At 72.3% G+C, this 13209-nt stretch carries 11 protein-coding genes; 3 read left to right on the forward strand and 8 right to left on the reverse strand.

The features are described 5' to 3' along the window. Nucleotides 1-48 precede the first annotated feature (48 nt). The 3 genes from gnd to WMF27_RS17720 form a co-directional block, all read right to left on the reverse strand. Nucleotides 49-1044 carry a phosphogluconate dehydrogenase (NAD(+)-dependent, decarboxylating) gene (gene gnd / locus WMF27_RS17710; RefSeq protein ID WP_437944332.1) on the reverse strand — a complete coding sequence of 332 codons (996 nt, stop codon included), beginning with the start codon at nt 1042-1044 and terminating at the stop codon, nt 49-51. Nucleotides 1045-1151: 107 nt separating this feature from the next. Beyond that, nucleotides 1152-2192, reverse strand: a complete 1041-nt coding sequence (locus WMF27_RS17715) for an STAS domain-containing protein (protein ID WP_437944333.1) — start codon at nt 2190-2192, stop codon at nt 1152-1154. Then, a complete protein-coding gene (locus WMF27_RS17720) occupies nt 2192-2341 on the reverse strand; it encodes a hypothetical protein (RefSeq protein WP_437944334.1) in 150 nt (49 codons plus the stop codon). The genes WMF27_RS17715 and WMF27_RS17720 overlap by 1 nt, the downstream gene beginning before the upstream one ends. A gap of 144 nt (nt 2342-2485) precedes the next feature. On the opposite strand from WMF27_RS17720, the gene WMF27_RS17725 reads away from it, so the two are divergent. Continuing rightward, nucleotides 2486-2707, forward strand: coding sequence for a hypothetical protein (locus WMF27_RS17725; protein ID WP_437492658.1), 222 nt, complete (start codon nt 2486-2488; stop codon nt 2705-2707). 279 nt (nt 2708-2986) lie between these two features. Here WMF27_RS17725 and WMF27_RS17730 read toward each other — a convergent pair whose 3' ends face one another. Further along, nucleotides 2987-3334 (reverse strand): hypothetical protein, encoded by a 348-nt coding sequence (locus tag WMF27_RS17730; protein ID WP_437944335.1) that lies wholly within the window; start codon nt 3332-3334, stop codon nt 2987-2989. Nucleotides 3335-3658: 324 nt separating this feature from the next. On the opposite strand from WMF27_RS17730, the gene WMF27_RS17735 reads away from it, so the two are divergent. Beyond that, entirely contained in the window at nt 3659-6853 is a 3195-nt protein-coding gene (locus WMF27_RS17735; protein ID WP_437944336.1) for a tetratricopeptide repeat protein, read from the forward strand. A gap of 282 nt (nt 6854-7135) precedes the next feature. Here the strand turns inward: WMF27_RS17735 and WMF27_RS17740 are convergent, their stop codons facing one another. After that, nucleotides 7136-7333: a hypothetical protein gene (locus WMF27_RS17740; RefSeq protein WP_437944337.1), complete on the reverse strand. Its 198-nt coding sequence runs from the start codon at nt 7331-7333 to the stop codon at nt 7136-7138. Between the two features lie 829 nt (nt 7334-8162). On the opposite strand from WMF27_RS17740, the gene WMF27_RS17745 reads away from it, so the two are divergent. Beyond that, nucleotides 8163-9383: a DNRLRE domain-containing protein gene (locus WMF27_RS17745; RefSeq protein ID WP_437944338.1), complete on the forward strand. Its 1221-nt coding sequence runs from the start codon at nt 8163-8165 to the stop codon at nt 9381-9383. On the opposite strand, the gene WMF27_RS17750 is transcribed toward WMF27_RS17745, so the two are convergent. From WMF27_RS17750 to WMF27_RS17760, 3 genes are all read right to left on the reverse strand, one after another. Next, nucleotides 9368-10393 (reverse strand): ABC transporter permease, encoded by a 1026-nt coding sequence (locus tag WMF27_RS17750; RefSeq protein ID WP_437944339.1) that lies wholly within the window; start codon nt 10391-10393, stop codon nt 9368-9370. The two genes, WMF27_RS17745 and WMF27_RS17750, sit on opposite strands and share 16 nt — an antisense overlap. 78 nt (nt 10394-10471) lie before the next feature. Continuing rightward, a complete protein-coding gene (locus WMF27_RS17755; protein WP_437944340.1) occupies nt 10472-11545 on the reverse strand; it encodes an ABC transporter permease in 1074 nt (357 codons plus the stop codon). Next, nucleotides 11542-13191, reverse strand: a complete 1650-nt coding sequence (locus WMF27_RS17760; protein WP_437767693.1) for an ATP-binding cassette domain-containing protein — start codon at nt 13189-13191, stop codon at nt 11542-11544. The genes WMF27_RS17755 and WMF27_RS17760 overlap by 4 nt, the downstream gene beginning before the upstream one ends. Between the last annotated feature and the right edge of the window lie 18 nt (nt 13192-13209).

Consider the following 13209-nt stretch of genomic DNA (forward strand, 5'->3'; position numbering starts at 1 on the left):
CAGGGAGCGCTCCCGGAGCCTCGCTCGATCGGCAAGCAGGGACGCCGCTCAGCCCCCCGTGGGGCGCTCCAGGTGCCCGCCGAACTTGTGCCGCATCGCGGAGAGGACCTTCTCGGCGAAGGTGTGATCGTGGCGTGAGCGGAAGCGCGCGTAGAGCGCCGACGACAGCACCTCGGCGGGGACGGCCTCCTCGATCGCCGCCATCACGGTCCAGCGGCCCTCGCCGGAGTCCTGCACGAAGCCGCTGTAGCCGGTGAGCTCCGGGCTCTCGGCGAGGGCGATCGCGGTGAGGTCGAGCAGCCACGACCCCACCACGCTGCCCCGCCGCCAGACCTCGGCGATCTCGCCGAGGTCGAGCGCGTACCGGTGCTCCTCGGGCAGGCGCTCCCCCGCCGCGTTCTTGAGGATGTCGAACCCCTCCGCGTAGGCCTGCATGAGGCCGTACTCGATGCCGTTGTGGACCATCTTCACGAAGTGCCCGGCGCCGACCGGGCCGCAGTGCAGGTAGCCCTCCTCCGACGTGCTCTGCGCGCCGCCCTGGGCCTCCTGCCTGCCCGGCGTGCGCGGGATGTCCCCCGGCCCCGGCGCGAGCGTCCGCAGGATCGGCTGCACCAGGGCGAACGCCTCGGGGGCGCCGCCCACCATCAGGCAGTAGCCGCGGTCGATCCCCCACACGCCGCCGCTCGTGCCCGCGTCGACATAGCGGATGCCCTTCGGGGCGAGCGCCCTGGCGCGGCGGACGTCGTCCTTGAAGTAGGTGTTGCCCCCGTCGATGATCACGTCGCCCGCGCCGAGCTGCTCGCCGAGCTCCTCCACGACGCGCTCGGTCGGCGCGCCCGCGGGGAGCATGACCCAGACCACCCGCGGCGACGCGAGCTGCGCCACCGCGTCGCCCAGGGAGGAGGCCGTCGCCGCGCCCTCCTCGCCGAGCCGCTTCACGCTGTCCTGGTTCAGATCGAACGCGACGACCTCGTGGCCGCCGCGCATGAGCCGGCGCGCCATGTTGGCGCCCATCCTGCCGAGTCCGATCATCGCGAGCTTCATCCGTCACGCTCCTGTGTGGGATCGCGGGCGTATCACAGCGCGCGGCGCGCGGCGCGCGGCGCGCGGCCTTCACCGCTCCGGTCCGGGCGCTCCTCCGGCTGCGGCGGCTACCGGCGCGCCGGCTGTGCCTGCTGCCGGATCGCGCCCACCGCGTGCTCGAGCGCGCTCTTCAGCGTGCTGAACACCGGGATCCCGTCGAGGCTGCCGCCGGACTCCAGGATGCTCCCGACCATCGCCGTCGGGACGCCGGAGACGATGCACCGGCTGCCGAGCAGCCTCGTCGCCGCGAAGATCCGCAGCAGGTGATCGATGGTCGAGGTGTCCGTCGCCTGCGCGCCCGTGAGGTCCACGATCATGAAGCGGGCGCCGTGCCGGACGACCGCGTCGAGCACCTCTTCCATCATGCGGGCCGCCCTCGCGCTGTCGATCGTGCCGATCACGGGCAGCGTGAGCACGCCGTCCCACACCTGGATGATCGGCGTCGACATCTCGAGCATCGCCTCGTGCGCCGCGCGGACCCGGTCGAGCTGCAGGCGCAGCTCGATCTGGACCCGCTCGAGCTCGTCGTTCTGCTCGCGCAGCTGCGCGCTCGCGGCGGCGAGATCGAGCGAGTTCCTGAGCGTCGTGTACGTGGCCCCGACGTACAGCGCGTACGTGGTCGCGCTCGCCAGCGCCTTCCGGTCGATTTGGCGCTGGTCTCCCAGGGCGAAGAGCATCGTGCCGATGGTCTTCTTGTAGACCTGGATCGGCACGTGGAAGACGACGTCGGGGTCGTCCGCGAGGAGCCACGCGCGCGCGCGATCCGCCTCGCGCGCCTCGTCCCACGGCCCCCTGAACCACGCGGGGCGCTGCGCCTCCAGCGCCGCGACCATCCAGGCGTCCACGACGACGCCGCCGCCCTCGGGCGCCCCGTACTCGAAGGTGCCGCGCTCGTACCTCGCCGCGATCCTGGCGCCGCCGCCGTCGTTGGCGAGCACGACGCAGAGCCGCTGGGACGGGACGATCCAGCGCGCGCTCGCGCAGACCTCTTCCCACAGCGACCGGAGGTCCGGCTGGTCGGCGAGCTTGAGGAGGATCTCGTTCAGGACGCCGAGGACGATCCATCCGCCGCCGGCTTCGGGGGGCTGGCCAGGCGCTGGCGTCAGCATCAGCGATCGGCGTCGAGCGGGCGGCCCGCGGCGTGGGTCCGTGGTTCGATGGCGCGCGCGGAGGCCGCTGTCATGACGCTCTCCCCGGGTCGCTCCCGCGCCGTCGTCGACGCGAGCAACGGGCTCGGGATCAGATCGAATCTCGGCACGGTGAACACTCCTCGCGCGCAGCGCGCGGCCGCATCCTACCGCGCAATCCGCCCGCGGTGGAGGGGCTCTTGCCCTAGGCGCCCTGCCGTGGGGCTGCCGCGCGGGGGAACGCGCTCGGCGCTCCTGCGTGCTACCGCTAGGTCATGAAGATCAAGGCACGCGACGGCAAGGTCTACGAGGTTGCCCCCGCTCCGCCCGGCGGGAGCCACGAGGTGCGGCTCGACGGCAAGGTGGTCGGCTCGTTCGTGCTCCTGGCGGACGAGACGCAGGTCACCGTGAAGAGCAAGCCCGCCACCGACGCGCTCCTCGTGGACATCGCCGATCGGTTCGTCGCCGAGGGCGGCGCGCCCATGGGGATCAGCTGAGCCGTCACGACGCGCCCGCGAGCCTCACCTCACGGAGGACCTCCGCAGGGGTGAAGAGAGCGCGTCACGCGTCGCGGGATAGTCGTCGTCCGCAGGCGCTGACTTGCTGACGGCGAAGAGGATCACGAACGGCGACGCGCAGCTCGAGGAGAGCGCGGCCGGCGCTGCGCTCGCGGCTCCGCCGTCCTGCGCTCCGCCGTCCGGCGCCGTCGGGGCGCCCGCGTCGGGACCTCCCGCGCCTCGCTCCTCCGAGGGAAAGGAGAGCTTGCCTGGACGAGACTACAGGATCACGGAGCGCACATTGGACGTCGTGCCCGCGAGGTACACCACGTCGGCGCTCGCAGCGGCCATCCCTGTGGGCGAGAGCCCCTGGCCCTCGGGGAACGTCGCGCGCGTATAGACGCCCTCCTTGTTCCGGCGGAACAGCTCCACCCCGTCGCCTTCACTGAGCAGGATCCAGAGCGAGCCATCGGCGGTCGCAAGCGAGGCGTCCGTGACCGGCTTGGTCGAGGGGAGCGACAGCGGCGCGGCCGTCGCGCCGGCCTCCGCCACGTCGATGCGCGCGAGGGTGCTCGCCGCCTCGGTGCGCGCGACGACGTAGCGATCGCGCTCGGTCGCGAGCACCATGGCGCGGAGCAGCTTGCCATCCCAAGCGGGCAGGGGGATCGTCCGGGCATGCGTGGCGCGTCGCGGCGGCTGCTCGTCGTGCTCGGCGCGAGCGTCAGGGCGATGGCGAGGAACAACGCGGCGGGGAGCTTGGCCGGCAGGCGTGCCTCGTGGCGCATCGACCGCAACGTCTACTGCAGCCTCTTCCGCGCGGCGAGCGCAGTCGCTGCCTTGCATCTGTCCGCTGACAGGCGACCGCCCATGGGATGTGGCGGGCATCGTGGGCTATCCAGCCCACCGCGACGTCGGTAAGCTCGGCGGAGCAAACTGCACTCCTAGGCGCGCATGGGGAAGCCCGTTCGTCTCTTCATCTCGTCTGTCCCGGAAGACGCCGCGCTACGTGTCGAGCTCATGGTCCACCTGAGGCCCATCGAGCGCAGCGGATCGATCGCGGTCTGGCACGACGACCGGGTCGCCGCGGGGGGAGAACCGGCGGCGGAAGCGCGCGCGCAGCTCGAGGCGGCCGAGGTCGTTGTCCTGCTGGTGAGCCCCGCTTTCCTCGCCTCCGATCGTCATTTCGACGAGGAGGCAGCGCGCGCTCTCGCCCGGCGCGCCGCGGGCGAGGTGGTGGTCGTGCCCGTGCCTGTCCGAGTTTGCGACTGGGGTTGGACCGAGTTCGGCAAGCTTGCTCCGCTCCCCGAGGGCGGGCGGCCTGTCGAAGGCTGGCCGGTTCGGGGCGAGGCCTGGACCGAGGTGGTGCGCGGCCTGCGCGCCGTGGTCGAGGGCGTGATGAGCCGTCGGGCGGCGCCGGGAGGACGGAGCGCCCTGGCGGCGGGGCTGCCACCGGCGGAGCTGTGCATCGGCCGGGGTCTGGAGGTGGAGGCCATCGTCGCGGCGCTCGTGGGCGAGCCGCCGGGACGCGTGCTGCTCCTCGGCGCTGCGGGCGTCGGCAAGAGCACGGTCAGCCTGGCGGTCCTGCACCGCCCGGAGGTCGTGGCCCGCTTCGGGGAGCGGCGCTTCTTCGCGCGGCTCGATGCCGCGCCGGATGCCGAGTCTGCAGCCGTCGCGCTGGCCGGCGCCCTGCGCGTCTCTTCCGGGCCGGATCTGTGGCAGCGAGCGCTGTCGTGCCTAGCGGCAGGCCCTGCGGTGCTCGTGCTCGACAATCTGGAGACACCCTGGGATGGCGACGACCAGTCCGGGACGGAGGCGTTGCTCGCGGAGCTCGCGGCCGTGCCGGGCCTGTCGCTCGTGGCTTCGGTGCGCGGCGCGGGCCGACCGGGGCGCGTGACCTGGAGCTCTCCCGTCGAGCTCCGGCCGCTGGGGCGTGTCGAGGCGGAGACGGTGTTCTGTGCGATCGCGGGCGAGGAGCACCGCGGCAAGCCGGCGCTCTCGGCGCTGCTTCCCTCTATGGAGGGCATTCCGCTGGCGATCACGCTGCTCGCGCACGCAGCCCACGGAAACGATCTGGTCAACCTGAAGGAGGAATGGGAGGCCCGCCGAACTGCTGTGCTGGAGCGCGAGGGTCATGCGCACGATCGGCTCCGAAGCTGGAAAGCCTCGCTGGAGCTGTCGATCGGATCGCCGCGGATGACGGCCGGCGCGCGTCGGCTGCTCTCGGTGCTGGCGGTGCTACCGGACGGCATCGCGCAGCGGGATCTCGCGGTGCTCTTGCCGGGAATGGGGCCGACGGCGGCGCGTTCGCTGGCGCAGGTGGGGCTGGCGTACTTCGAGGGCGGCCGGCTGAAGATGATCTTGCCGGTACGCGAGTACGCGGCTGCGGAGTACCCGCCAGTCGTTGAGGACATCGGGCGGGCGATGGAACACTATGGGGAGCTCGCGCGTACATTTGGGCCGGTTCCGGGGAGACGTGGCGGCACCGAAGCCGCGGCGCGGCTCGCGCCGGAGACAGCGAATCTGGACACGATGATCCGGCGCGGGCTGGACGGCGGCGAGGCCACGCGGTGGATCGATATCGCGGTGGCACTGACGGAGTTCGCGTGCTTCTCCGGGCATGCGGCGCCATCGCCCCTCGGTCGGGCGCTGGAGGAGGCGCAGCGCACTCGCGATAGGCGGCGAGAGGCGCGGTGCGCCCAGCGTCTAGGAGACATCGCGCTGCGACGTTCGCAGCACGACGAGGCAAGGGCGCGCTATCAGGAAGCGCTGCCGCTCCACCAGCAGGTGGGGGATGTGCTCGGCGAAGCCAACTGCATCCAGCGCCTTGGAGACATCGCGCTGCGACGTTCGCAGCACGACGAGGCGAGGGCGCGCTATCAGGAAGCGCTGCCGCTCCACCAGCAGGTGGGGGATGTGCTCGGCGAGGCCAACTGCATTCGTAGCCTTGGAGACATTGCGCTGAGACGTTCGCAACACGATGAGGCGAGAGCGCTCTATCAGGAAGCGCTGCCGCTCTACCGGCAGGTGGGAGATGTGCTCGGCGAGGCCAATTGCATCCGGAGCCTTGGAGACATCGCGCTGAGACGTTCGCAGCACGACGAGGCGAGAGCGCTCTATCAGGAAGCGCTGCTGCTCTATCGGCAGGTGGGGTCTGTGCTCGGCGAGGCCAACTGCATCCAGCGCCTTGGAGACATCGCGCTGGAACGCTCGCAGTACGACGAAGCGAGGGCGCTCTATCAGGAAGCACTGCCGCTCTACCGGCAGGTGGGGGATGTGTTCGGCGAGGCCAATTGCATCCAGCGCCTTGGAGACATCGCGCTGGAGCGCTCGCAGCACGACGAGGCGAGGGCGCTCTATCAGGAAGCACTGCCGCTCTACCGGCAGGTGGGGGATGTGCTCGGCGAGGCCAACTGCATCCAGGGCCTTGGAGACATCGCGCTGAGACGTTCGCGGCACGACGAGGCGAGGGCGCTCTATCAGGTAGCACTGCCGCTCTACCGGCAGGTGGGGGATGTGCTCGGCGAGGCCAGCTGCATCAAGAGCCTCGGAGACATCGCGCTGAGACGTTCGCGGCACGACGAGGCCAGGGCGGGCTATCAGGAAGCGCTGCCGCTCTACCGGCAGGTCGGGTCTGTGCTCGGCGAGGCCAACTGCATCAAGAGCCTCGGAGACATCGCGCTCGAGCAGTCGCAGCACGACGAGGCCAGGGCGGGCTATCAGGAAGCGCTGCCGCTCTACCGGCAGGTCGGGTCTGTGCTCGGCGAGGCCAACTGCATCAAGAGCCTCGGAGACATCGCGCTCGAGCAGTCGCAGCACGACGAGGCCAGGGCGGGCTATCAGGAAGCGCTGCCGCTCTACCGGCAGGTCGGATCTGTGCTCGGTGAGGCCGACTGCATCAAGAGCCTCGGAGACATCGCGCGAGACCACGGCGATGCCAGCGCTGCCCGTGCTCGCTACGAGGAAGCCCTCGCGCTATACCAGCGCATCCCGGAGCCCTATGCCATCGGCTGGACCCATCACCGGCTCGCCGCCATCGCCCCCGACTCCGCCGCCCGGCACCGACATGTCGAGGCTGCGCGCAGCGCATGGCAAAGCATCGAGCGGGTCGACCTGAACACCCGCCTGGACCAGGATTTCTCCTCCTGAGTTGGCGCGACACGCGCGGTCCAATTCAGGCACACCAGCAGGTGAACCGTCCCTGGCAGACCCTGGCAGCGCGGGTACTTGGCCCCGCCTGTCCAGTCCGTTAGAGACGCCCCATGGGCTCGACCCGGACGGCGTGGCAGGTGCTGGTCGCGGCGCGGCTTGTCCAGCGGGGCACGCGCCGGTTCGAGGTGCGAGCCGCTGCGTGCCGACTACGTGCTGCTGCAGCGAACGGAAGCGGGGCCGACCGAGCCGGCGGGCACGCTGAGGAGGCGGTGAGCCCTGTTACCCCGGGACACGATCGGCGAGCGCGCGCATCGGCTGATAACGCGCCGACCTGATCCGGACCACCATCGAGCCAACCCGCAGGTCGCCCGGCGCTGTCTCCGCCTTGCCCCACGCCGCCGCCGGCCGCCAGGTCTCGACGGGCGCGAGCAGCCGCCGCACCATCTCCGTCTTCCGCGGATCCCGCTTGCTAATCATGCCCGACACACGGCCCACATCGGTCCGCAGCGCTTCGATCACTCCCCGGGGAATTTTCCTGACCGCGGCCTCGTCCCCAGCAAGGCCCTCGCGGCGGTCAGCTCGTTCGTGCCCGGCGCCTGGGCAGAAGGCGCGTCCAGCTTTGGGAGCTGTACCAGCTCAACAGCAGTGAAGATCCTTCTCCTGCCTACCTCTCGTTCTGGCTAAATGCGGACGAACGCCGATGTTCGCCCGATCGTAACACTATATCCCAGCCGCCGGTTGCGCGCCAGCGTCCCGGCCGTACCCGCGCGTCCGCCGCTCGCCGCTCGCGGCGGAGCGCCGTAAGAAATCGTCAATGCGGCAAGCCGCCTGAACGCCCGCAACGTCCCATCGACACCGGCACCACCACGACCGGCGTCACCACGAATGCGGACGGCGATGGTGTCGAGGCGCTGCCCGGCCGCCCGCCCCCGACGAGTTGACCGCCGGATGCGTAACCCGCGTCGCGTACCCCGCCGTTCACCCCACGGCGAGTATCCCGCTGTTCACGGCGAGTATCCCGCTGTTCACTACGCACCGTGTACCCCGCTGTTCACTGCGCGTCGTGTACCTCGCTGTTCACCCCACAGCGCGTATCCCGTCGTTCACCCCACAGCGCGTATCCCGCTGTTCACTGCGCATCGTGTACCCCGCTGTTCACTGCGCGACACGCGACACGTGACACGCGCGCGCACCGGCGAACCCCAAAAACCTCTCGGGGTCATTGTATGTTGTCTAAACTAAGAATATAAGAAGAATCATGCGATACTTCCATACGAGCGCTGCTCGCGCTTGCCTCTCACTTCTCGTGCTCGCAGGGATCCCCGGGACGGCCTTCGGGGCACCGACCGCGATCACGTACACCATCAACCACGCCGACTGCGGCGCCGGCGCGTTCTCGCTGTACCTGAATGGGGTCCACCTCGACACGGTCGCGAGCACCAACGGCTGCGATTGCACCACGGAGACGCTCCAGAGGACGTTCACCGAGCCCGACGTCCTCGCCCTCTACAATCCCGCGGCGTGCAATGATCTCCAGGTCGATGTCGTCGGCGGCGGGTCGACGGCCGTCGGCTTCGCCCGCGTGTACGTCGAGGCGACCGAAGGCGCGTCGCTCCTCTGCCTGTACGATGCGGTCTCCGGCCCGATCCCCTGCGCGGATCGCGACGTCTGCGACGGCTACGAGATGGGGCTGTCGTCGCTCTCGAGCGACGACGGCGACGACATCGCCCCGGGCCTGGGCGCGGGCTGCGACAACTGCGCCAACCGCGACAACCCGGACCAGGCCGACGCGGACGGAGACGGGATCGGCGACGCCTGCGATCCGTGTCCGCTCGGCGATAGCGACGGCGATTCGTTCTGCGATGCGTTCGACAACTGCGCCAGCGTCGCCAACTGGGACCAGACCGACAGCGACCTCGACGGGATCGGCGACGCCTGCGACAACTGTCCCGCTGCCGCGAATCCAGACCAGCTCGACAGCGATGGCGACGGCCTCGGGGACGCGTGCAAAGACGTGTGCGTCACCCTGCAGCGAGGCGCCTTCGGCGCGGTCGAGGACGCCGATATCTGGGAAGCCTTCCCCGGCTACAGCGACGGCCACATTCCTTACAACTACTCGGGCGACTCCAGCGGCGCGCGCAAGCAGGCGCTCTACCGGTTCGGGCTCGACGGCATCCCCGCCGGGGCTACCGTCACGTCGGCAGAGTTCGGCGTCGTCGCCTTCGGATCGAGCGACCAGACCGTGCGCGCTCACCGGATCACCGCGCCGTGGCGCGAAGACACCGTGACCTGGCAGAGCTTCGCCGCGGGCTACGACAAGGCCGCCGCGGCGGAGCTCACCTATGTCAGCCCCTATGCCATGAGCGCCGATCTGACCGGGCTCGTCCAGGCGTGGGTCGACGGCGCGACCCCGAACTACGGCTTCCTCCTCGAGGAAGGGCCGGACGGGCGCACGTCGTACCGCTCGAGCGATCACCCGCTCCAGAGCGACCGCCCCTGGCTCGAGGTCTGCTATCTCGCCCGCTGATCCACGCCGCGCGGCCGCTCCTCCGCCCCGTCGTCCGCCGGGTAGGGCTGCCCGAGCGCCGCGGGAGGCGTCGCGTCGAACGCGCGCAGGAGCGGGCGGCGCGCGGCGCTCGGCAGCAGCGCGGAGGCGCGCTCCAGGAGCCCGCTCGAGGTGAGCCCGAGGACCGCGATCATCAGCGCGAACGGCGCCACGCTGAAGACCTGCGTCGGCACCGAGGGCAGAGCGCTCTGGCCGAGGCTCGCCGCCGACGACAGCACGCCGAAGAGGTACGCGCCGAGCGCCGCCCGCACCGGATGGAAGCCGCCGAAGATCACGATCGACAGCGCGATCCAGCCGTAACCCGCCGTGTGGCGGTGGCTCCATCCCGCCTTGAAATCGAGCGAGTACGCCGCGCCGGCGATGCCCACGAGCGCCCCGCCCACGAGCGTCGCCGCCGTGCGCACCCGCGTCACATGCGCCCCGCGCGCGTGCGCCGCCGCCGGCTGCTCGCCCACAGCGCGGAGGAGGAGCCCCGCGCGCGTGCGATAAAGGAAGAGCCACGCGCAGGCGACGAGGACGTAGCTGCCATACACCAGGGGATCGCTCTGGAACAGCAGCGGCCCCACGAGCGGCACGTCCCGCAGCACCGGGATCGACGCCGCCGGAACCGTCGGCCCGGGGACGCGCACGTACGGGCCGCCGAGCACCGACGAGAGATCCGCGCAGAGCATCGCCAGGACGAAGCCGACCGCGATCTGGGAGCGGCCAAGGTAGATCCCGCCGATCGCCACGACGAGCGCGACGAGCGCCCCGGTCGCGGCCGCGGCGGCGAAGCCGGCGAGGACGCTCCCGGTCGACAGGGCGGCCGCGAAGCCGACCATCGCCGAGAGCATCATCGCGCCCTCGGCCGAGAGGTTGATGACCCCGGCCCGCTCGGTCAGCGTCTCGCCGACCGCCGCGTAGACGAGCGGCGTCGACGCCGCGAGCGCGGTCGCGAGCAGCGAGAGGAGCTCGGCGCCGCCGTCGCTCATGAGGGCTGCTCCTTCCCTCCGAGGTGTCCTTCCATCAGGCCCGCCCCCATCGGCCTCGTCCCTTCGGGCCTCGTCCCATCACGCCACCTCCGGCCGGCCGCCGCCGCGCGCCGCCCTGGGGGAGAGGAGCGCGAGCAGGACGAGCGCGCCCTGGAGCACGCCCGACAGCGAGGACTCCAGCCCGAGGGTCATCGGGAGCTCCAGGCTGCCGACGTTGAGCGCGCTGAAGAACAGGGCGATCGGCGCGACGAGCGCGGCGCGCCGCCCGGCGAGCATCACCACGAGCAGCGAGAGGAAGCCGAGGTTGCTCGAGATGCTCGGGATGAGCCGGTGGAACGTGCCGAGCACCTGCAGCGCGCCGGCGACGCCGGCGAGCGCGCCGGAGACCGCGAACGCGAGGAGCACCTGCCGCGCCGCGAGCACGCCGAGCACCTCCGCGGCCGGCGGGCTCAGCCCCACCGCCCGGAGCCGGAGCCCGAGGTGGGTGCGCCCGAGCACGACGGCCGTCCCGAGGAGCGAGAGGACCCCGAGCAGGAGCGCGACGGGGCTGAGATCGGTGCCGCCCAGCGTGGAGAGCCGGAGCGCGCCGTCGAGCGGCTCGGTGCCGGCCATGGACGCGACGCCAGGGCGCTTCCAGGGGCCGAAGACGAGGTACAGGACCAGCCCCTGGGCCACGAAGTTCATGCCGAGGCCCGCGAAGATCTCGCTCACCCGGACCCGCGTGTGCAGCGCGCCCGTGAGGGCGCCCCAGAGCACCCCGCCGATCGCGCCCGCGCCGACGCAGAGCGCGACCACGGCACCCGCCGGGAGGTGCGGCCACAGTGCGCGCGCCGCGCCCGTGGCGCAGACGGCGCCCAGGACGAGCTGCCCCTCGACGCCGAGGTGGTACAGCCCGGCGCGAAACGTGAAAAGCAGGCCGCTCCCGCAGAGGAGCAGCGGCGCCAGCGTGACGAGCACCCGCGCGGCGCGATCCGCGGAGCCGAACGCGCCCTGCCACAGGCCCGCGGCCACCGCCGCCGGCGAGGCGCCGAGGAGCGCGCAGAGGCCCGCCACGAGCGCGAACGCCAGGGCGAGCGGCGCGAGGCGAAGGAGGAGGGAGAAGGCCCCGCGGCGCGCGGCGGGCTCGGCGGGGGCGCTCGGTTCGGAGCTCATCGGTCGGACCCCGCAGGCGGCGGGGGCAGCGCAGGCGCACCAGCCGCCGAGGGCAGGGCGGCGCCGTCGAGCTCGCCGCCGATCATCCGCCCGAGCCGGTCCAGCGTGAGGTCGGCGACGCCGACGGGCGGCGAGACGCGCCCGCCGCTGAACACGAGGATGCGGTCGCTGTAGCGCATCAGCTCGTCGAGGTCGGGCGACGCGAACAGGAGCGCCGCGCCCGCACGGCACCGCGCGAGGAGCTGCTCCCAGACCCAGCGCGCCGACGCGAGGTCGAGCCCCCGGGTCGGCTGCTCCAGGAGGAGCAGCGCGAGGCCCGCGGGGAGGAGCGCGAGCTGGGTGCGCTGCTGGTTGCCGCCGGAGAGCCGTTCGACGGGCGTGTCGGGCCGGCCCCGGATCCGGAGCGCCTCGATCGCCCGCTCGGCGGCGCGGCGGATCTCCCGCGGGCGCAGGAAGAGGCCGGGCCGCGGCGCGCGCAGCGCGACGTGCTCCTCGATGGAGAGGCCCGCGATGAGGCCCTCGCGACGGCGATCGGCGGGCAGGTAGCCCACGCCGGCGCGCAGGAAGGCCGGGTAGGGGCGGCCGGTCAGGTCGGCCCCGCCCACGACGACGCGTCCCCGCCGCGCCCGGAGCAGCCCCGCGCAGGCGCGCAGCAGGAGGCGCTGGCCGCTCCCCTCGAGGCCCGCGAGCCCGATCACCTCGCCGCGGCGGACGGCCAGGTGGGCGATGCGCACGTCGAGCCGGTGATCGCCGAACGCCACGCCCTCGAGGGCGAGCGCCGCGCCGCCGCTCGGCTCCGCGCCGCCGCTCGGCTCAGGCAGGCGCTCCAGGGGCGCGAGCGGCGCGCCGCCGTCCTCCTCGGGGGACCGCTCCTGAGGCGCAAGCGCCTCGCCGAACATCAGCGCGACGAGGCGATCGGCCCCGGCCGGCATCTCCGCCTCTCCCGCCACCTTGCCGTGCCGCAGCACCGTCACGCGATCGCAGAGCGCCTCGACGTCGGAGAGCTTGTGCGACACGAGGACGATCGCCTTGCCGTCCGCCTTGAGCCGCCGCAGCGCGGAGAACAGGGCCTCCTGCTGCGCCCCGGAGATCCCCGTCGTGGGCTCGTCCAGGAGCAGCGCTCGGGCGCCCAGCGCGAGGAGCCGCAAGAGCTCGAGCTGCTGGCGCTCCCCGAGGGTGAGCCGGGCGACGTGCTCGTCCGGGTCGACGGAGAAACCGAAGCGCGCCGCGAGCGCGAGCAGCTCCTCGCGCGCCGCGCGCCGGGGGAGGAAGATGCTCGCGGCGCGGCCGCGGCCCGGGAGCGGCGAGCGCGCGCCGCCCCCAGCGCCGGCCGCGCGGGGCCGGGCGACGAGGTAGCTCTCCAGGACGGTGAGCGGCGGGAAATCGAGCGGCTCCTGGTGGAGCACGCCGACGCCGGCGGCGAGCGCGTCCGCCGGGCTCGCGAGCGCCACCGGGCGGCCGTCGAAGAGCAATCGGCCCGCGTCCGGGCGGAGGAGCCCGCCCAGGATGCGGAGGAGCGTGCTCTTGCCGGCGCCGTTCTCGCCGAGCAGCCCGTGGACGGCGCCAGCCTGGATCGCCAGCGACACGCCGTCGTTGGCCTTGACCGGGCCGAACCGCTTCGCGACGTGCTCGATCTCGATCCGCATGGATCACGGCCCGGAGAC

The sequence above is a fragment of the Sorangium sp. So ce281 genome (assembly GCF_051527395.1).
Lineage (GTDB): Bacteria > Myxococcota_A > Polyangia > Polyangiales > Polyangiaceae > Sorangium > Sorangium cellulosum_B.